21 protein-coding genes are annotated in these 20,898 nt (G+C 40.2%); 1 reads left to right on the top strand and 20 read right to left on the bottom strand.

The annotated features are described in order from the left end of the window. Positions 1-31: 31 nt before the first annotated feature. The 20 genes from PBT90_RS06040 to PBT90_RS05945 form a co-directional block, all read right to left on the bottom strand. Positions 32-529, bottom strand: a complete 498-nt coding sequence (locus tag PBT90_RS06040) for a DUF1016 N-terminal domain-containing protein (protein WP_270132065.1) — start codon at positions 527-529, stop codon at positions 32-34. Positions 530-571: 42 nt separating this feature from the next. Continuing rightward, complete coding sequence (locus PBT90_RS06035) at positions 572-3,742, bottom strand: type I restriction endonuclease subunit R (protein WP_270132063.1); 3,171 nt, start codon at positions 3,740-3,742, stop codon at positions 572-574. 94 nt (positions 3,743-3,836) lie between these two features. Further along, entirely contained in the window at positions 3,837-4,187 is a 351-nt protein-coding gene (locus PBT90_RS06030; RefSeq protein WP_270132059.1) for a four helix bundle protein, read from the bottom strand. Positions 4,188-4,219: 32 nt separating this feature from the next. After that, complete coding sequence (locus PBT90_RS06025) at positions 4,220-5,740, bottom strand: ATP-binding protein (RefSeq protein WP_270132057.1); 1,521 nt, start codon at positions 5,738-5,740, stop codon at positions 4,220-4,222. A 29-nt stretch (positions 5,741-5,769) separates the two neighbouring features. Then, on the bottom strand, positions 5,770-7,680 hold the full coding sequence (locus tag PBT90_RS06020) for an ATP-dependent nuclease (RefSeq protein WP_270132055.1): 1,911 nt from the start codon (positions 7,678-7,680) through the stop codon (positions 5,770-5,772). Between the two features lie 50 nt (positions 7,681-7,730). Next, on the bottom strand, positions 7,731-9,188 hold the full coding sequence (locus PBT90_RS06015) for a restriction endonuclease subunit S (protein WP_270132053.1): 1,458 nt from the start codon (positions 9,186-9,188) through the stop codon (positions 7,731-7,733). After that, a complete protein-coding gene (locus PBT90_RS06010) occupies positions 9,181-10,854 on the bottom strand; it encodes a type I restriction-modification system subunit M (RefSeq protein ID WP_270132051.1) in 1,674 nt (557 codons plus the stop codon). The genes PBT90_RS06015 and PBT90_RS06010 overlap by 8 nt, the downstream gene beginning before the upstream one ends. 800 nt (positions 10,855-11,654) lie before the next feature. Next, on the bottom strand, positions 11,655-12,389 hold the full coding sequence (locus PBT90_RS06005; RefSeq protein WP_270132048.1) for an epidermal growth-factor receptor (egfr) l domain protein: 735 nt from the start codon (positions 12,387-12,389) through the stop codon (positions 11,655-11,657). A gap of 64 nt (positions 12,390-12,453) precedes the next feature. Next, positions 12,454-13,098, bottom strand: a complete 645-nt coding sequence (locus tag PBT90_RS06000; RefSeq protein WP_270132045.1) for a transposase — start codon at positions 13,096-13,098, stop codon at positions 12,454-12,456. 157 nt (positions 13,099-13,255) lie between these two features. Continuing rightward, on the bottom strand, positions 13,256-13,507 hold the full coding sequence (locus tag PBT90_RS05995; protein ID WP_270132042.1) for a DUF4386 domain-containing protein: 252 nt from the start codon (positions 13,505-13,507) through the stop codon (positions 13,256-13,258). A 292-nt stretch (positions 13,508-13,799) separates the two neighbouring features. Then, complete coding sequence (locus PBT90_RS05990; protein ID WP_270132040.1) at positions 13,800-14,276, bottom strand: GNAT family N-acetyltransferase; 477 nt, start codon at positions 14,274-14,276, stop codon at positions 13,800-13,802. 213 nt (positions 14,277-14,489) lie between these two features. Next, positions 14,490-14,897 (bottom strand): VOC family protein, encoded by a 408-nt coding sequence (locus PBT90_RS05985; RefSeq protein ID WP_270132038.1) that lies wholly within the window; start codon positions 14,895-14,897, stop codon positions 14,490-14,492. A gap of 13 nt (positions 14,898-14,910) precedes the next feature. Next, positions 14,911-15,285 (bottom strand): DoxX family protein, encoded by a 375-nt coding sequence (locus PBT90_RS05980; protein ID WP_270132035.1) that lies wholly within the window; start codon positions 15,283-15,285, stop codon positions 14,911-14,913. 5 nt (positions 15,286-15,290) lie between these two features. Then, the gene (locus PBT90_RS05975; protein ID WP_270132032.1) at positions 15,291-15,785 is read right to left on the bottom strand and encodes an SRPBCC family protein; all 495 of its coding nucleotides are present in this window, start codon (positions 15,783-15,785) and stop codon (positions 15,291-15,293) included. After that, entirely contained in the window at positions 15,775-16,101 is a 327-nt protein-coding gene (locus tag PBT90_RS05970; protein ID WP_270132029.1) for an ArsR/SmtB family transcription factor, read from the bottom strand. Before PBT90_RS05970 ends, PBT90_RS05975 begins: the two co-directional genes overlap by 11 nt. Before the next feature lie 2 nt (positions 16,102-16,103). After that, positions 16,104-16,670 carry a dihydrofolate reductase family protein gene (locus PBT90_RS05965; RefSeq protein WP_270132027.1) on the bottom strand — a complete coding sequence of 189 codons (567 nt, stop codon included), beginning with the start codon at positions 16,668-16,670 and terminating at the stop codon, positions 16,104-16,106. 220 nt (positions 16,671-16,890) lie between these two features. Further along, on the bottom strand, positions 16,891-17,361 hold the full coding sequence (locus PBT90_RS05960) for a JAB domain-containing protein (protein ID WP_270132025.1): 471 nt from the start codon (positions 17,359-17,361) through the stop codon (positions 16,891-16,893). Positions 17,362-17,549: 188 nt separating this feature from the next. Further along, positions 17,550-18,188: a hexitol phosphatase HxpB gene (gene hxpB, locus PBT90_RS05955; protein ID WP_270132022.1), complete on the bottom strand. Its 639-nt coding sequence runs from the start codon at positions 18,186-18,188 to the stop codon at positions 17,550-17,552. 21 nt (positions 18,189-18,209) lie between these two features. Continuing rightward, complete coding sequence (locus PBT90_RS05950) at positions 18,210-18,734, bottom strand: DinB family protein (RefSeq protein ID WP_270132020.1); 525 nt, start codon at positions 18,732-18,734, stop codon at positions 18,210-18,212. 117 nt (positions 18,735-18,851) lie between these two features. Then, positions 18,852-19,793 carry a hypothetical protein gene (locus PBT90_RS05945; protein WP_270132017.1) on the bottom strand — a complete coding sequence of 314 codons (942 nt, stop codon included), beginning with the start codon at positions 19,791-19,793 and terminating at the stop codon, positions 18,852-18,854. 500 nt (positions 19,794-20,293) lie between these two features. Here PBT90_RS05945 and PBT90_RS05940 point away from each other — a divergent pair, with 500 nt between their 5' ends. Next, positions 20,294-20,896, top strand: coding sequence for a porin family protein (locus PBT90_RS05940; protein WP_270132014.1), 603 nt, complete (start codon positions 20,294-20,296; stop codon positions 20,894-20,896). Positions 20,897-20,898: the final 2 nt, after the last annotated feature.

Genomic DNA, 20,898 nt, shown 5'->3' with positions numbered 1-20,898 from the left:
TGGAGTTTGGAGGAAAACCAGTTACCAAAGATTACTCTTTTTCAGAATTGTTTATTTCATCTACAATCAGCGTTTGCAGCTGCTCTTTTGGGAGTAACAGTTGATATGCTGCTACGCCTATGGGTTTATTGATATCCTGCAGGGCAATCTCCACATCATCTTTTACTTTGTTTACAAGTAAAAGATGATGCACCCAAGGCAAAACTGCGACAAGCTGTCGCAGTTTTGTATCTGCCTCAGTATATCGCTCATAAAAACGCTTCATGTCCCACAGGTTGCGTGGAGACAACCCCATATCAGGAAACTCGTGTTTGAGATCCACGGATAATTGTTTTACCACTCCGCTTCCATAACCTTCTTTTATTTGTCTTTCAAACAATAGTTTGCCAAGATTCCAATAAACAGAATTCGTTGAACTGTTTATTTGCTTAGCGATAACCTTCCTGGCTGTTCTGATCTCAGTAACTGCAAGCTGCAGTAAATCACTATAATCTGCTGGGATATTATTGGATTTGGGTATTCTACTCATTTTTTACCTCGTTTAAAGCTTCTAAAAGAGCTATCACAACACTTATCTTTTATACTTCTTAAAATTCTCTGCCTGCTCAAAGATCTCCTTATACACTTCGTCCCGATCAACGGGCGGATAGTCATTTTCAGCCAATAGGATTATCAAATCCACCTTCAGCTCTGCCTTGATATCATCCCGCTTGCTCCAGTCGGTGTACTTAGCTTTATCATCCACCACATCTTTGACCTGCTGGGCCAGATGAACCAGCTTATCCTCGGGATAGACAAAGTCATACTTTCTGGCCAGTTCCTTGAGAATATCATAAAATGCCTTTTCCTCAAAGTCAATACCGAGCTCTGCAAAAGAATCTTTCTCCTTCTTCATCGCATAATACAGGTCGATAATCTCATTGGTAAAGTCTTCCAATACCTCACTACGCAAGACATCATCCTCCTTCCGCTCATTGTATTTCTCCACCAGATGCTGCATCTTTTTGGAGAAATCCACGCCCTTTACCTTATTGATCCGCTTGAAATCATCGATGGCTTTGGCCAATAGCTTTTGAAGCAATTTGATTTTGGTATGGGGAAGTTTGATCTTATCGATTTTGGCCAGGTAGTCTGCCTCGAAAATATCCACTTCTTTCTGCTCGTCTTCTCCCAGCTTAAAAATTTCCTCTACTCCTTCACTTTTGATGGCTTCCTGTATCATTTCCCGCACCTTGGCATTCATCTGATCGGTATCCGGAGCTTCGCCCTTGGTGAGTTTGAAGACGATGGATCGCACTGCGATAAAGAAATGGATTTTGTCCTTTTCAGTATTGGTAAATGCCGCCGAACCAGAGCAGATATCATAAGCTGCCTTCATGCGCTTCACCAGATTCATAAAGCGCTTCTCCAGCTTTTGTGTGAGTTGAACATACTCGGCTGCTTTGTTCAGGGTATTCAGCTGCTCTAAGGGCGAACCCGTAAAGTATTGCTTGTAATCAAAGGAATGAAAGATGGCTTCCAACAAATCCACATGGTCTTTCACCACAATGATGGACTGCTCAATATCCTCAAAGTTCTGGCTGTCAATCGTGGAATACTGCTTCAGTGCCAGATTCATCTGCTTCTTGATCCCGATGTAATCCACCACCAAACCTTTTGACTTCCCTTCAAATTTCCGGTTTACCCGGGAAATCGTCTGAATCAAACTGTGTTCCTGAAGTGGTTTGTCAATGTACATGGTATCCAAAAACGGCACATCAAAACCTGTAAGCCACATATCCACCACAATGGCGATCTTGAAATTACTTTTGGCATTTTTAAACTGCCGATCCAGTTCCTTTCGGTAATCCTGGGTTCCTAAAAGATCCCTCAGATCCTTCTCATCATCTTTAGTCCGGGTCATTACCATATTCACCCGAGCCATAGGCTTGAGTTCTTTCCGGTCTTTTTCAGTTAGCTCCACTCCTTCCTCCGCGGTAAGTATTTCTGCCCAAGCAGGTCGCAATCCAATGATTTCCTGATAGAGCTGGTAAGCAATCTCCCGGGTGCTACAGACAAACATGGCTTTACCCAAAAGTGTACTTCCCTCTTCTATCCGGGTTTCGTAGTGTTTGACAAAGTCTTTTGCGATAGCTTCTATCCGCCCCGGATCACCTAGTATGGTCCGCATTTGTGCCATTTGCCGCTTGCTTTCGTCGATCTGGTATTCATTGGCACCGGATTCTGCGACCCTAGAATAATACTTCTCGATTTCCTGAAGCTTTTGGTTTTCCAATAAGACCTTCGCTGCTCTTCCTTCATAGACTATACGCACGGTGATCTCATCCATCACCGACTCAGTCATGGTATAGGAATCCACGATCTCCCCAAACACATCCATGGTCGAATCAATTGGTGTCCCGGTAAAGCCCACATAGGTGGCATTGGGAAGGGAATCATGGAGGTGCTTTGCAAAGCCAAAACTTTTCTTCACTCCTTTTTCTGTCACCCGAACTTTCTGATCCAGATTGGTCTGGCTGCGGTGTGCCTCATCGGAAATACAGATCACATTGCTTCGCTCGGTCAGCAGTTCGGTATCCTCATTAAACTTATGAATGGTAGTTAGGAAGACTCCGCCGGAGTTTCTTCCTTTCAGTTCCGCCCGCAGCTCTGCCCGACTTCCCACAGACTTGATCACATTATCCCCGATAAAACCCTTGGCATTGGTAAACTGGGTACTCAACTGATCATCCAGATCGGTGCGGTCTGTAATTAACACAATGGTCGGACTGGCAAAGTCCATACTTTTCATGAGCAAGCGGGTAAGATAGAGCATGGTAAAACTCTTCCCGCAACCCGTGGCCCCAAAGTAAGTTCCTCCCTTCCCATCTCCATGGGGAAGCTGATGCAGCTTGATATTTTCAAACAGCTTGGTCGCGGCATAGTACTGTGGATAGCGGCAAACAATCTTCTCATCCTTTTTGGAGCTATCTGGCAGGTAAATAAAATTATGGATAATGTCACAGAGTCTATGCTTGTCCAGCATTCCCTGGATCAGCGTGTAAATGGAGTCTATGCCATGCACCTTGGTGGAGAGGCCAGTCTTGGGATCGATCTCCTGATCCAAACCCGCGATCTTCCGCCAGGCATAGAAAAACTCATAAGGAGCAAAGAAGCTTCCTGCCTTGGTATTCACCCCATCCCCGATGACACAAAAGGCATTGTACTTAAATAAATCCGGGATATCCCGCTTATATCGAGTAGTCAACTGCACATAGGCAGAATGCAAACTCACTTCCTCCCGTATGGAGGACTTGAACTCAAAAACCACCAGTGGCAAACCATTTACATAGAGAATGCCATCTGGGATACGCTTTTCGAATCCCTGAATCTCCAGCTGATTTACGATCTTGAAGCTATTATTCTCAGGATGCTCGTAGTCGATCAGGGAGATAAATATGTCCTTAAGCTTGTGGTTGTCCCGCTTCAGTAGAAAGCCATCCCGCACCCAGTTCATAATGGTCTTATTCGACTCATAGAGATCCGAAGCAGGCAACTTCTCCAATTCCCGGATTATTCCAAAGATCTCCACTGGAGTAATCTTCTGATCTGCATACTTCTTCTGAAGAAACCCCTGCAAATCTTTGGTGATCAACACCTCTTCCTTCCCTCTTAGAATATCCTCTCCCTTCACATGGGGATAACCCTGCGCTTCCAAAAGCGAGATAAAGGCCTGTTCAAGTTGGGATTCAGTGAATTTCATTTTTTAAGGGTTAATGCTTAATGGTTAAGGGTTAAGGGTTAAGGGTTAATGGCTGCACCTCATTAATAATTAACCATTTACAATTATTTAAGGGTTAATTGGCTTTTGCAGATTTTAGTATGGCTGTGATTATTTTGATGATTTCGACTGCATCTGCGTTCATACTTTCAAATTGGTCTGAGGTCAAATAATCTGTTTTATGCAATAGTTCAAGCCAGTAAATGCTTTCGTTTATTTCCTTTTGGGCGATGCCCATTTTATGTTTGAAATCGTTCTTTGTTTCAGCATGTTCGGCTTCCCGAACCATTGCTCCAACTGAAGTTCCACTTCTCAGCAGTTGTTTTGAAAGCACATACTCCTTTTTCTGCTCACACAAAAACTGATAAAGCTTAACCACTCTAACCGCAAACCCAAAACTTTTATCCTTTACTACATTCTCTCGCATCTCATTAACCATTAATAATTAACCATTTACCATTAATTCTGCTTCCTACTTCGCTTAATTTGCCAACTTCCCTCTTTTTTTCCGCCCACTCTTTCAATCATTCCTTCTGATTTTAATTTTTGGAAATAGTTTTCCACTGATCTATCTGATACATCTAGCATCTTACCTATTTGCACTGCAGTCACTTCAGGGTAAAGGGCAATAATAAATAAGGTATAAGAAATATTTGGCAATTTGCCCGTTGAGCTTATCCCGAAGCTTTTCCGAAGCTTTTCCGAACTTATTCCGAAGTTTTCCTCAAGGTAATCGGTGAAATATTTAAAATGTCCTTGGAAAAAGTCCTTATTTACTAAAGAATCATTTTCCATTCGATGGGTAATTGAACCGAATTCTTTCCGGATTCTTTCCGAAATCATTCCGAAATCATTCCGAATCTCTCCCGAAGTAATTTCATCTTTCCGCATGTAAAGTGTGAAAGCCATACCTCCATTGGTTTCTTTAATGTCTGGTTCTGGAAGACCTGCTTTTTTGCAAGCATCTAGAATTTTCAAGGTGCCCCGGCCCCAAGTGTCGATATAGCCAGCCATAAAACATACCTTGGCAATTTTTGGATTACGGGGGCGAGATTGATGTTCTATTTTTAAGTCATCTAAGCTTAGGCCTTGGGGAAGAGTACCTTCGTTCCATATGGTAAGCCTATCATCATAGACCCTAAGTTGCACATGTGCCCCCATATAGGTTCTATGAACTAACGCATTGAGAAGCATTTCCCGGATTGCTGCTTTTGGGTAGCTGTCTTTTTCAATTCGATACATTCCTTCAAATGTAATAGGACGAACCAAAAATTTGTTATTTAGTTGAATTGGGACTTGATCAAGGATCTTAACCAAGTTCCCCTCTACCACTTCCTGAAAGCGCAGGTCAGCGGCATCGACTCCAAAACGTCCAATTCTAACTTCGAGGTTAGGATAGAATCTTGAAGGATCCTTTCCAAAAAGCACGAAGGCGGCCCGTTTTAATTTATTGCTTTCGACAAGTTGGAGTTTTTCCAGAATTTGAAAGGTGCCCAATCTCTCAGTATCCGGCAATCGTCCCATTACTTGACTATCCAAAACAAATTTCTCAATACTTTGTGCATCAATGTCATCGATTGAGCCTCCCTCTTCAATCACATCATCCCAAGTCTTACCTGCTTTTTTCAGCAAAAACTCATTGAGTTCTACTCCGGTCAGCTCCATCTTCGTGCTGCCTGAACGATAGTAGTATCTACCGCGAAGTGACACCGGTACAGAATAGGGATTGACTTTGATTTCTATGTATTTCAGGGAATTCTCTTCCAATAGGTTGATGTCACAGATGATCCCCATGGAGTTACGGATCTTATTGGGGATATCTTCTAGGAGCTTCTGATAACCTGAAAGCCCAACTACATGACCATCATCATCCATCCCAATATAAATGACACCACCGATGGCATTGGCAAAACCGCATACCCATTTTAGGTAATCGTCATGCCAGCTTTGTTTCCATTCTATGTTTTGGCGTTCGGTCATTGGGATAAGTTGGATTCAGGGATTTTCAATTATGCCTCAATAAGTTTATCAAATCCTTCTTTAATCTTATCTGGAATTCTCCCAGAACTTGTAATACAAGTCATTAGAAAATCTGCTGATTCTTTTCCTTTTGAAGGAATCCTTACCAATTCGTCAATATCCTTTCCTGCTTCTCTCCACTTATTAACTATAAGTGAATCTAATTTTTTATAAAACTTCCGATTGGAAGCAATTCGTTGATTATTTGGAATTTCAGCTTTTAGGTCTTCTATTTCTTGCTCTATGAACTCAAGCTCATCTCGGTATTTATCATTCAAAACCTCAGCCCAAAATGAGGACTCAAGGGAATCTTCAATATCCTGGGAACCAACAAAAAACATGTTTTCTGTTATCACTGATTCCCCAATCTCAAATTTCATATCATTATCAAAAAGAAAAATGATTTGATCTTCCGACTTTTTAAATCCTCTCATAATCCCATCTAAAATTGCTTTGTTTTGGGTCCATTTGTCTTTCCCTTGAATATTGATCAATTGAATATTTCTATCCAAAAAGGTTTCTCCTGTATACAACTCAAACATTTGAGGTATTAAATGCTGTTCGGTATCTCCTTCTACAATTAAGAATTTATCAAAAAATAAGAAATCACTGTTTTTTACTCCAAGGCTTGAATAAACTGAATCAACGTCATCGCACTTACTTATTTCAGAGTATCCAACCTCTTTTTGGGTTACACTTTGAATGGAATCCATTTTTGATTTATCAATAAAAACTGTGGAATGTGTGCAAATCAGGGTTTGCACATTACCCTTCGAAATTTTACCTAAAATATCAAAAAACTCACGTTGGGCAGATGGATAGAGATGAGTTTCGGGTTCATCAAAGGCCCAAATAAACTTGTTAATTCCCTCCTCAGGGGTAATTTCAGCTTTTGATTTAATTAAAGAAAACCAAATTTGCCTTTTTAGCCCTTCTCCTTGATTCTCTAAATGGATGGGACCATCACTGCTCGATTTCTGAACCATAATGTCAGAAATCTTTTCTTTGACATCAAAATGAACTTTTGAATTTATATTCTGCACTCCTTTAGCAACAGATCGAATCGTGTCACTTAATTCTCCAAATTTTTTATTGATTTCAGCCTCTGCCAATTCGGCAGCAGCTCTTGCTTTTTCTTTAAGAGGAGTTAGATGAACCTCTATGTGTTCCTTCATAATGGAATCAGCAAGTGAGTTTATATCCTCAAATGAACAGTTCCAGTCAAAATATTTAAACTCTGGGAGAATATCCTTATCATCTTTTCCAAGTTTATGCTCAGTCCACGTTAATTCGGTACCAAGTTTAGAATATACTGCCCTTAGCTTTTCGAAATTTGAATACCGACCTTTCCCATTTTCATTTTTAATATCTTCTGCCGAAACTTTAAGAGAAGTAATTATCTTATTTAGATCGGCTTGATTTTTCAACCATAATTGACTTCCAGTTTTATCTTCCTTCGTTAACAGGAATAGCTTAGATTGACTTCCTGTGAAAGATTTAAAAAGATAAATGACTTTTTCAGAATTTTCGAGACACCATTGTAACCCTGGGGTTAGATTGGCAGACTGAAAATTTTCTTCTTCCTTTTCTGTAAATGAAAGTTTCCCAATGATGTAGGTGGTATCAGGAACAAATGGAGGAATTGGAATGCCAAATGCCTTAAATATATTTTCGAATGATCCTTCACTTACTTGAGTGTTCGATAAATCATTTCGATTTTGACCCTCTGCAATGGCATTGTATTTGGGTTTTTCTCCTAATAATAATTCTAACGCTTTCAAAATTGTGGATTTCCCACAATCATTTATTCCTATAAATACATTTGGAACAGCGGAATCAAAATCTATCACAAGGTCTTGACAGCTTCGGTAGTTGATTATTCCTAATTTTTCAATGTGCATTTGATAAAAAGTTTATGTTAAAAATTGATCCTATTTAAATTTTGTAGTACTCAAGATTTTAAAATCAACCCCTCCGGCACCCTCACCCTCCCACTAATCAACTCCGGCAATAACCTATCTCGAAGTTTTGTAAGGGTTTCGATTTCATTTTGAGTTGCAAGTATTCTTTCATTTAGTTTGGAAACGGAAATTTTGAATTCATCTAATACTTTTTTCTTTGGAACAAGAAAAGGCATTTGTTTGATGAGTTTTGAATTAACCGCTGTAGCAATCGAAGAGGTGCTCCCAAGTCCATCGTAATCAAAAATCTTCAAATACTGGTAAATATATCCTGAAAAGAGAGAGACTTTGAGCTTTGAAAAATGAGCAATTGCTTCATTGGTACATATTTCTTTGGTGGTGATTGCAACCCTTCCGACAGTCATTTTGAAGCTAAGAATCACTGTATCGGCTGGGACTTTATTTACATTAAATTTTTCAACTGACTCTGCTGTTAAATACTCATCACTATCTGAAATATACATTCCTGAATTCCCCATATTTTTAATGGAGACCCAAATGAAATTGGAATCAGTTTTAATTTCTTCAAACCAATGTTGCTCTTTTCTAGGCGGTGTTTTTCCAATTGTAATTTTAGAAATATCTTCCGCTCTTTTCACCTCCCACCCTTCAGGAATCCATTTCCCCAGTGTCTCATTATAGACAAAAGAAGAAGGGAATTGGGCAGCGAGTTCGGGGTTGGTGTCCAGGAGCTGATGAGATTGCTTCACCCCTCCTTCGTCGGAGTTCGCAATGACGTTACCTTTTGCAATGACGGAACGACGCTTCTCAGCCATAGCCTGCAATTCATCGGGGATTTCGTTTCCTGCTGCCAGTGCGTTATCCATCACGGGATCGAAGTCCACAAACCAGCTTTTAAACAAGGCTTGCGCCATGGCTTCCAGCGTTTGGTTTATCTGACGGTTTAGCTCGATCTTATCATCCAAAGTCCCTAAAATATGGGCTATAGCTTTTTGTTCTGGGAGAGGGGGAAGATTGATTTTTAAAGATTCAATTTGTTTCCCACTTATATTTACCTGATTCGCACTTCCTGTAGCAATTGAAACCAATTCCCATTGGCGTTCTCTAGGACTTAAATAATGAAAAAGAAAATGCTTATCTAATCGATCTTTATCCTTAATAAGGAATCGACCAACCCTCTGATTAATTAAAAATGCATTATCTAAACCTATATGTCTTGCTACTCTTCCTACGATAGAATTTGGAGCATTCATTCCTGATCCCGTCATAGAAATTAAGACGTCACCATTTTTGACAAAATAATCTGAATTAGTGTTTGCTAAATTTTCATCTACAAAACCACAATCAGTTAAATCAATGTCCCTTTCTTTGACATTCTTGATTTTAGCTACAGGAATTCCTTTTTCGGTAAAATCTTTACTTTTAAAAGCAAATCCACCTTGTACTTTACAGTATTTACCTAAGCTTATTTCTTCCCACTCACTCATATCCCAGCACCTTTAAATTCTCCAAAATAGCCTGATCCAGGGCTTTGGCTTTTTCCAGTTGTCCTTTCAGCGTGGCAGTGAGTTCAGTCATCTTATCCTCGAAGTGTATTCCGTCGTCTTCTTCATCGGCTACGCCTACATAGCGACCGGGGGTCAGGACGTAGTCGTTGGCGGCGATTTCGGCAAGGGTGGCGGATTTGCAGTAGCCGGGGATGTCTTGGTAGCCTTCGACTCCGCTCAGGCTGACATCCTGAGATTGCTTCTCCCGACTCGTCGGGATCGCAATGACGTCTCGGGTTAGAGATTGCTTCGCTCCTTCGTCACTCGCAATGACGGGTTCCGGGGAGTTGCGCCAAGTGTGATAGGTATTTGCGATGTAGGCAATGTCTTCTTTGGTGAGTTCTTTTTGGGTGCGGTCGATCATGCTGCCGAGTTGGCGGGCATCGATAAAGAGGGTTTCTCCCCTTCTATCCCGGAATTCCTTTTCCGGATCTTCTGGATGGGGTCTTCTATTCTTGTTCTTAGTTACAAACCAGAGACAAACCGGAATCTGTGTGGTATAGAATAACTGTCCAGGCAAGGCAATCATACAGTCCACAATATCCTTTTCGATCAACTCCCGACGGATATCTCCCTCTCCGGAGGTATTGGTACTCATGGAGCCATTGGCAAGTACAAAGCCAGCCGTTCCGTTTTCGGAAAGCTTGCTTAGCATATGCAGAATCCAGGCATAGTTGGCATTCCCTGCCGGTGGCGTGGTGAATCCCGCCCAGCGAGAATCATCTTCCAGTTCGCTTTTCTCCCGCCACTGACTTTGGTTGAAGGGGGGATTGGCCATGATATAATCGGCCTTAAGATCAGGATGCTGGTCTTTGAAAAAAGTATTGGCAGGCACATCGCCCAGATTGGCAGAGATGCCACGGATGGCCAGGTTCATCTTGGCCAGTTTGTAAGTTACTGCGGTATATTCCTGTCCGTAGATGGAGATATCCTTGGTATTGCCCTGATGGCTTTTGACGAATTGCACCGACTGCACAAACATCCCACCCGAACCGCAAGCGGGATCGTAGATCTTTCCCTTGTAAGGTTCCAGCATTTCGGCGATCAGATTTACGATACACTTGGGCGTATAGAATTCTCCCCCGCCTTTTCCTTCTGCTGCCGCAAAGCGACCGAGGAAATACTCGTAAATCCTTCCCACCACATCCTCTTCTTCGTCTCCTACGGTGTCGATGTTGTTGATGGTATCCAGTAGCGCAGCAAGTTTGCTGGGATCCAGATTCAGTCGGGAAAAGTAATTATCCGGTAAAGCGCCTTTCAGCGAGGGGTTGTTTTTCTCTATGGTGTGCAGGGCAGTATCCACGATCAGCGCGATATCATCCTGCTTGGAATTGGCTATGACATGGTTCCAGCGACTTTCAGGAGCCAGAAAGAAGACGTTCTTCATATTGTAGAATTCCTTCATCTCCAGGTATTTCTCCTTGCCCTCGGCGATCAGTTCGGCCTTTCGTTCTTCAAACTTATCGGAAGCGAACTTCAGAAATATCAGGCCCAGTACTACGTGTTTGTATTCGGAACTCTCTACCGTTCCTCTTAATTTATTGGCTGAATCCCAGAGGGTTTCCTCCATGGATTTTTGATTCTTTTGGGCTGCTTTTTTAGCCATTGGGTAAATGGGAATTTTTAAGATTACTGAATTTGGATCGGAATTTCCGGCAAGCCAAAAAACTGAGCTCACTTTAAATTGAAAAAATTCCGAAAATCATTTAAGTATTAAAGATATAAAAGTTCAGCCCTAAGAAAAGGCATTTTGTCACTTTTTAAGAGGAATAGCATATTTCTAGGAGTTCTATTTAAGAAATACGCCAGAACAGGTGATATGGACTTCCAATTGTGCACACGCTGTGTGCACAATGCTATGGGTTGGGGAATGTGGACGGTAACATTAGGCTCCAGAGAAGTTCTGGTACTTGGTATTGAGCTTTTTTCTAACTGACTCGTCAATGAGGTGAATCATTCAATAGGGTGATTTTCTAATTGGATCGTTTTTGACGAACTAATTTCGCCCACGGCCGCACCAGTATTGTAGAAAAGTCCCCGTCTGAGTATAGTCACATCGTTAGTCGGAACTGGGTGAAGTTTGCCGACCCTACAATCTGGCCCAAGACTAAAAGGATTTATGAATCATTTCTTAACGCCATGTACTACCCTACTATTCTTATCAATTTTTAATTGCCTTCCTTGCCTCACCTCTCTCCCCAATCACTTAGCTCTCGGGAGCGATCGGCTCTGCTATCATTTTACTATCAGATTCAGAATAAAGTGGTTTCCGGATTTAAGGCCGGATGGGTGTTCTACCTCACTCCCGCTCCCGATTCGCTTCGCTATACGGGACAGTCAGTGCAACAGCGGTTTCATCGTTCGTGCTACGCACGTGACGGAAACCTAGTTGTTGGCAATAGTATTTTATTCAGAGCAGTTTCCATTCAAAATATCCTCGACTGTTGGGTTATAATCATTTTGTCTTGCTCCAAATAATTCAGGGTCTGGATTTTGTTCTAAAAAATCACTTAAAACACAATAATCTTTTAATAAGTCGTTTGAGTCAAATTGAAGTCGATTAGTGGAAACAATATTTTCAAGTCCAGTCAAGTCTATCAAGCTGATATTATTTAAAACTAAAAACCTTGAGACATTCTGTAAACTTTCTATACCATTGAAATTTTCTAATCTGTCATTATGTGAAATAAAAAAATCGCCACCTACTTCTGTTAGTTGATCAAGGCCGTTTAAATTTTTTAAATCTGCATTTTGCTCGATGATAATGCTTGATGTTATTTTTGTTAAATTATCAAGACCTTTTAATGAATTAAGGTTTAAATTATATGAAAGAGTGAAAAACTCAATTTCAGATAGGTCTTCAAGACCTTCAAGTGATTTTAACTCATCGTTGTATCTTATGAGAATACCATTGACTTTTTTTAATGCTTCTAAGCCTTTCAGGTCTTCTATATCTTCGGTGTAGTTAATAACTAGGTTGCCATTAATTTCTGTATATCCTGATTCCGAGAAAGATATCAAATCGGCTTCTGAACGGATTTCATAATTGCCTTCATAAATAGTAGAAGGCTCGATATTGGTAGCATCGTCACTGCAAGATAGTGTAATTAAAGTCAATAGAATTAAGGTGAATTTTTTCATTTTTTGATAATAATTTGATTGAGATTTTCTATTTTTATATTCTACCTAACGAACCATATAACCATTAAAAATCTGCGGTTTTAAGGCCCAGGTCGTCTTTTGTGAGACCGAATTTATCGATTTGCTTCTTTATCCTTTTAACTAATCCCAACTTTCTTTTCTGATCTAAAAAGAGATAGCCTTCTGGATTGATGTAGGGTACTCCCTTGACCACCATATCCCAGATAATAACTGCCAACTTTCTAGCTGTTGCACTGATGGCTGAAACTCTTCCTTTGCGGAAGTTAATACGGTGGAAAAAGTCTTGCAAGGGAGTGGAATCTTTCAGATTCCCGATGGCATTTGCTGCATTACGGAGGGCAATTTTGAGACGGTTGCTTCTTTTTGGGACTTTACTTGAGAGAACTTTGCCTCCGCTGACTTTATTGTTGGGAGCCAGACGCAGCCAACTGGCAAAATGCTTAGCGGTTTTGAATTTTCTGATCCCTTCCAACCCAACTTCACTCATCAGAGCCAATACTGTCGAATAACTCATACCCTCAACTGCCAACAGATCTGTCCCTTCAAACATCTGATAGGATCTCAGATTCAGATCGATGTCTTTGAGCGTATTTTTATTCACTCTTTTGTGTGGCTTTGGCTCAAGGTAATGCTGCCTCTTATTATCATCCGAATTGATGATCTGTTCCAGCATCTTAGCAATTTCCATGTCACACTGTTTAATTTTGTTTTGCAGATGATCATAAGTTTCCAACTCCTGCTGCAGGGCAAAAAGGTAATCCTTACGGCCATTGCCCTGTAAAGCTCTGGCTATCTCTTCTTCACTTTTCCTACAATGGTACCCACTGTTTTTTTTTAAAGTTCAGTTAATTCGTTCCCATTACTAATAGCCACAAACAAATTCCAATTTCTCCAAGAGGTGCAGGATATCCTACAATATCGGATATCATTGTTTCATTAAAATCTGAATACAGGAAGCCACCAAAAAATGTTATCAAATATCCAAAACATCCAGCCATTAAAAGTATTCCTAGAAGTTTGGGTAGAAAACCTGATATATAAACCAAATAGCCAAAAGGAAATAGCCAAAGTCCCCTGGGTGGAATTTGTAATTCCACCCTAATATTCTTGTCAATTTGTAATTGGCTTCCTTGCCTGACCCCCTCCTTCTTCCCGATACGCTGCGCTATACGGGACAGGCTCTTCGCTAAAACAGTCCGCCGCGGCGGACTGTTTCTTAACGCTCGGTCCTCACCTGCAGAATACTTTTTAAGAAAATGAAAGGAATTTGGAGGAACTGCGGTGCTTTTAAGGCTATTGACAAAATAATCCGTACTCCGCTGTGGCCATTTTGAGATAACAACAGAAAGTGGGTTTCATTATTCTATTCGGGATCAGTTTCAAAGGAGGTTATTGCTTTGGCTCCTTTTCCCTACTCTTTGGCCGGGATGCAAATGTGAATTGAATGGTCTCTTTTTCAGAAGTGGGTAAGACAGCCCGATATAGAGCTAGAGTATGGGTATCTTCCTTATTTACATGTACAATGACATCTTTAAAATCATAGGAAAGCCAGTCGTCCACGGCAAACTGAACTAATTTACTATCAATTTCTAAACCTCTATATTCCTCCAGAACTGCCAAATCCTTAAGGTAAGCATAAGGCTTATCCACCAGATATTGGTTAATAATGAAAACGGTAAGTCCCCCAATTATTTTGCCTTTAGCTTTCGCAACTATAAAATAGAAATTATCATCCTTTAAAAAATGATTTATATGACGGTAATCCATTTTACTCTTATCTGATCCCAAAACTTGTTGAAAAACTGAAATAAGTTCTAAATACTCATTTTCACTGTAGGCAATCTGGATTTCAATTTCATCTTTCATTTCTCAATTTCATTTAAATTTAAGGCTACCAAATAGTAATATCGAAAGTATAAGTGTCTTTTTCAAATTCTTAATGTTGCCAAACGGTTTTAATAAACGCAGGGCGGCTTCGTCCTTGGTGTTGTAAAGAACCGGAATGCTTCTCTGTCAACCGTGAAGCCCCTACCGGAGCGGGATTAAAGCCGACTTGCGTTTAGTTGTTGGGGGCAGTTTTTATGACGTTGGCATTTTTGACATATCCATATAGAACATTTCCCAAGTGTGTCCGTCTAAATCTTCGATTGTTCGTTGTTGCATAAAACCATAATCCCTTAATTCGTTTGGTTCATTTCCGCCTGCCGATAGTCCGTTTTCCAAGATTTCGTTCATTTCATCCACACTATCGGCAGATAAAGAATAAAGCCCTGCAATATTTGCTTTTGTGTCTGCAATAGGCTTGGTGGTAAAGGTTGAAAACTTTTCGTGTGCCATTAGCATTACGAAAATGGTATCGCTCCAAACCATACATTTTGTGGTGTCGTCTGAAAATTGGGGATTGTTTGTAAATCCCAATGCTGTATAAAAGTCCATTGATTTGTTGACGTCTTTTACAGCTAAATTGATAAAGATTTGTTTTGCCATTTTATCTCAATTTTTAGTTTACTGTTTGAATTTTGTCTTTGTAAAAGTAGGATATCGCAAGTATGCCCAAGAAAGCCAAAGGCATAATCATATAAGCGATGTTTTTATCTACACAAGCGCGGCTTATGAACGCAAAAATAAGTGTGAATGCAAGCCCTGAATATGCCCATTCTTTAAGATTTTCAGGTGTTTTTGGGGACGCTATCGCAATAACTCCTAGGACTTTTGCTATCGCTAAAGCGTATGCAAAATAATCGGGATAGCCCAAAGCCTTTGTTCCGGTTGTCATATACTCTGGTGCAAAAATCCAAGTACTCATTGGCATAACGGCTTCCCAAAGTGCTATAATAATTGTAGCAATCCAAAAAATGATTTTATCTTTTTTCATTGTCTTTATGATTTTAAAAGTTCCGCTAAATGGTTTAATGTCGCTGTAAACCCTTCTTTGAAGCCCATCTGTATGTGCATTTCAAGGTCTTCAAGTTTTGCGTGTTTAATAGAAATCTTTACCGTTGTAATACCATCAGTTTCACTAAAGTCCAAGTTCCAATTGGCAGAAGGCATTTGTTCTTTAATGGTTTCATCCGTGTCTGCAAAAGCGTCCTTGAATTGGAAATTTTCCTTGGGTGAAATTGAAGTAAAGTCTTGAATGGACCAATGTTCTTCGCCTTCAGGACCGACCATTGCGTAAAATCTTCGTCCACCTTCTTCAAAGTTCATATACTTTGTTCTTGATTTCCAAGGTTGTGGTGCCCACCATTGGTCAAGGATTTCCTGTTTTGTAAAAGCATCCCAAACCATTGATTGGTCTGCATCAAATTCTCGGTTTACAAAAACGGTACTCGTTTTTTTGTCGACAGTAAAGTCAAATAACAGATTAATTTTCATTTTTCTTGTTTTTAAGTGTTGATAATAAATTGTCAAGTTGGTCAAAACGGTTTTCCCAAATTTTTCTGAACTGTTCTAACCATTTATCGATTTCCTTCATCTTTTCAATTTCAAGTTCGTAGTATATTTCACGTCCCTTTTGCTCCTGCTTGACTAATTCACACTCGGTTAAAATGCGTAAGTGTTTTGAGACCGCTTGACGTGTTGTGTCAAAATGTTCGGCAATGGCATTAGGTGTCATTGCTTGTAATGCAATCAGCGTAATAATTGCCCTTCTTGTCGGGTCAGCAATGGCTTGAAAAATGTCTCTACGCATAATTAAATGGGTTTATAAACCAATGTAACAATACCACATTCAAAATTTCGAACATCTATCACCCTGAATTTCTGCATTTCAGTCAGTTCTTTAAAAATGGGCATTCCCTTTCCAATTGCGGCAGGATTTACAAACAAGTGCAACTCGTCAATGAGTTTATTTTTGATGAGCGCAGAAACGAAAGCACCACCACCATAAGGAATAATGTCTTTGCCTGATTTACTCTTTAAACTATTGATTTCTTCAACCAAGTCACCTTTTGCAATTCCGGTATTTTCCCAAATAGATTCGCCGAGTGTTTTTGTAAAGACAATTTTTTGAGTTGAAGCGTATTTAACACCTCCTTCATATTCTGGATTGCTGGGGTCTTTGGCAACATTTGCCCAATGCGGAATGAAACCTTCCGCCAATTTTCTACCCAAAACAATGGTGTCCACAGGTTCAGTAATCTCTCGTACATAGCTTAAAATGTCTTCTGTCCAAGGAAACTTCATCCAATCCATTTCTCCGTTTGGTCCCGAAATAAACCCGTCTATGGTTATTTGGACTTGTAATTTCAATTTTCTCATTTCTCGTAATATGTTATTGGGAAACCAATCGGTTGCAAATATATACGCAACTAATCGGTTTCTCAAATTATTTCTTTGATTTTTTTCTATTGATGCTGTTAATGAAGAAAGGAATGGTCTATATGCAGGGTGTTCTTCACAATGACCACCAGCGTAAAGAGTTTTAAACGCATAGCTCCTAGTTAGTTAGAAAGTATTTAAAAAATTTAAAAGAAGAGCCCTAAAGCTCCCCTTCATCTGCAAAGGAATAATATCCCTCAGCGGTCATTATCAAATGATCCAGTACCGGGATATCCAAGATTTCACCTGCATTTTTGATTCGCTGAGTCAATCTTTTGTCCTGTTCTGATGGCAGCAGATTCCCACTCGGATGGCAAAGCGCTAAAATTACCAAATTTGAATTAGCTTTAATCGCAGCTGCATAGACCAGTTTTACATCCACTACAGTGCCTGCGGTTCCTCCTGAGCTGATGTTCACAATGCCCAGCACCCGCTTTGCTCTAGACAGGAGCATAACTTTAAAGTCTTCAACAAACTCAATCCTGTCCTGATCCCAGGCTTGGGCAAACACCTCATATACTTGTCTGGAACTACTCACCTTAGGACGAAGTGAGTTTTTTACATTTGCACTGTAGCTTAGCTTAATTTCAGCTAATTCAAACAAATCAATTTTTCTTTCTGTAGTCTCCATAATCTTTTTCGTTTTTGTGGAACAATGAATTATGAAGCACACCCAGTCACGGCGCGAGTAAAACCAGAAGGAAAAGGAATAAAAAGCACAGCGCAGCAAGCGGCTTTATGCCGGAAGCTTCTGGTTGCCCGAAGCACCGGAGACTAACTTGGCGAGGAATTCAGAGCATAAGGATATCACTTTAGCTTTCAATAGTTAAGAATATGACAATCAGCTATTTCAAAATTCAAATGCTGATTACCATTAGTAAATGCGGCAACTTCCATCCCTGCATTTTTCGCCGCCATCATGCCTGAATAAGAATCTTCAATGACCAAACAGTCCTTTGGCGATACGTTGAGTTTGCGTGCTGTTGAAAGGTACACTGCCGGGTGGGGTTTACCCTTTTCTTCCATTTCAGCCGAAGAAACAACATCAAATAAATGGGTGATTTCCAGCCTTCTCAAAACAGTGGGAATGATTTCTTGAGGTGAGTTAGTGGCCAATCCAATTTTGTAGTTTTGACTTCTTAAACCTTCAAGGAAACGCTTAACCCCATCTATCAGGCATTCCTCAGTTTCTATCAGCGCAGATACCCGTTGGATTACCAGTTGCTCAGCTTCTTGTAAGCTTTTTCCTTTCCAGGGGAATTGGGCAAACCAATGGTGAGCTACCTCAGGGGTAGTCATAGCTTCGGTGACCTTGGAATTTTCATTGGTCACCTTCACACCTAAAGCAGAAAACACTTCCTTTTCTGCCTTCTTCCAGATCTTTTCCGTGTCAATGATAACACCATCCATATCAAATATGACAGCTTTTTTACCTCTAAGTCTCGCTTCTAGGCTCATTAGAAATGGGTAGTTTATTTTTTATTGTTTCAGAATACTCAGATAATCGAACCAGGGGCCAACTTCTTTTGAATATTGCTTGGCCATAACCCTGGATATCTGTGCTATGTGGCCTAAATCGTGCACAGCCCAGGTAGCAATAAGTTGCTGAAGGGTAACTTCCCCAAATGCAGGATGAATACCTTTACGACTTAAATGATGCTGCTGAATTTCTAAGGAAATCAGATCTTCAAGATTCTCCTTTCTCAACTCCTTGAATTCCTGGACCATCAGCCCTATCGGTCTATTCTGATCTTCCTGCAGCTGGGCAAACCTATCAAAAGGTTCAAATGCCTTTCTCTCAGAGTCAACCATGATGGTTTTGATCCGAAGCATCCAGTCCTTTTTCTCTCCATAGACCAAATGTCCAAGAATTACATAGGGACTCCAAGTGCCTTCGCCTTCATCATTTTTTATCCAATCATTTGATAGCGCAGATAAATATGATTCTATGACATAAGGAGTTCTTTCTAATATTTCAATTGATTGGCTGAGCTTAAAATCCATTTTTAATTCTGTTTAGCCTAAAATTAATACCTTATTGACTTTAGGCTTTCCTTTTCTATCATTTCTTCTAGGAGCATACTAATTTCAGACATAAATCAAGTTCATGCAAAGAATGATTTATTCCACAGAAATCACCTCATAATTACCTGTCGGAGCAACCAAAGTGATTTTCCCCTCTATTTCCTTTTCATCCCCGGTTCTGTTGTTAGTCAGGACAAGCACATAGCTCAATATTCTGCGTCGCATCTCGTATTCACTCCTGAATTCTGAATAACCCGCAGGTGCGGTAATCGTCTCCTTCAGGTTTGTGAATTCGGATAGCTCAGATTGCAAGTATTCGGTGTAAATCCCCATATCCTCAGCATAATAGATTTGACCATCCTGAAAATGGGCAGGCAGTTTTACTTCTACACTATCTGATTTTAGCCATACAAATGCATCTAGTGACTTACTGGTAAAAATGTAACTACTGGTAGGGTCAATTCCCCCGATTGGTGTAAATTCAATTTCCTGGCTGTTGGGTACCGTGAGTTTTAAGGTAGTCCCTCTTTTCCAATAAAGGGAATCACCATCCCCATCACCTACAAAGTAGGTGATTTCCTTAAATTTATATCCCTGAGATGCTTTTTGCGATACGGTGATGGTACTTTCCCCACTTTCTGAACTTAGAATAACTCTGAATCCAAATTCCTCTCCGCTGCTGTTTTCCAGCAAGTTAATTTCCAACATATCCTGCCCAGATCGGACTATTGAAAAACCCTTATTCGGCCAGATCGCATCCAACTTACCTTCCCTTTCCAGCTCCAATAAAACATTCTCACTTACCCGCACATTTTCCGGTGAATAAATATCCCCGAAGATCCTTGAATCACTTTTTACATTTTCAATTCTTTCAATTTTCCATTCAGCTGAAGAAAAATCAATCTGCTGAATGCCTCCTTCTGCTTCCATTTCAATCTGGTCTACTGAGGGAGAAATAGCAGGACCTTCCGGGTTATCTATACAGGAAAATAGAATGAGGCTGCACACTATGCTATATGAAAAGGGACTTTTAAACATGGTAATTGAATTAATTCAAGTATGGAATGAGGTATGTTTTTAGGAAAAGCAGTCTCGGATTCGGCTATCTCTGATCAATAAGTTGGGTTGCATCCTTGATACCAAATGTACCACAGGAGATTAACTGAACTAATTGCTACGGGTGACCTATGCTGAGGTTAGGCAATTAGCTGAGAATTTGGACATAACCTACAGGCGCGGTAAATAAGCAGGATAAGTAACCAAACTCTGGGTTCACCAAACTTTCAGATAGCATAATTTATAAACCAAAATAACCCCATCACCTGAATTTCTAAGTTTCTGCCCAGCATCATTTCGTAGTAAATCAAACAACCAGGTTTCAATTCCCAAGACAGAGAGCGATTTTTAACCAATTCACAATAATTAAGGTAAAAACGAATATCATATTAACAATCCTTTAGTTAAAAATAACTAATCCCTATTTCCCCACTTGGATTACATTGGTAGGTTTGAGTGTTTTAACTTCTACAACTCTTATTATGAAAGCATTTCTATTCTCACTATCCCTGCTTTTCTTAAGTACCTTCCCGCTAATAAGCCAAGGACAAGAAAAACCAAAAAAAACCTACACTCTTGGAGTAGGTAGCTCTATAGATGGAATGAACCATTTATATGGTATCAATGTCTCCAATGAATTTAGCTGGAGGCTAGGAAAAAGGATGTCATTCAATGCTGGCCTATCCTATTACCAATCACTTGGAAGTTATAAGGAATCTAGGCTCGAATTAGGGCAAAAAAACCAAGAGCAATCTTCTGGACTTTTTATAACTCCTTCGTTGAAATATGATCTGATTCAAAAACCATCTGGCTTTAATCTATCCATTGCGGCCGGTCCATCCTTACAGCTTGGAGGCGAAACTTTTCTCTATAATCCCAACTTCGACGGAACCTTACCGGATTACCCTACTTATGTCACCAATAAATTCCAACGGGTCGGATTGCACTTTGAATTGGAAGCAGCATGGAATTCTAAAAACCCAAACAGGAAAAATGCTGTCAGCCTTTCAGCTTTCGGCGCCAACAATGCAATGCCGTGGTATCTCCATGCAACCTATAAAATCAGATTAAAACTAGGAAATTAGCC

Origin of the sequence: Algoriphagus sp. TR-M9, assembly GCF_027594545.1 — a bacterium.
Lineage (GTDB): Bacteria > Bacteroidota > Bacteroidia > Cytophagales > Cyclobacteriaceae > Algoriphagus > Algoriphagus halophytocola.
Note: the sequence above shows the minus strand (reverse complement) of the source record. Positions and strands in the feature narration are given on the sequence as shown.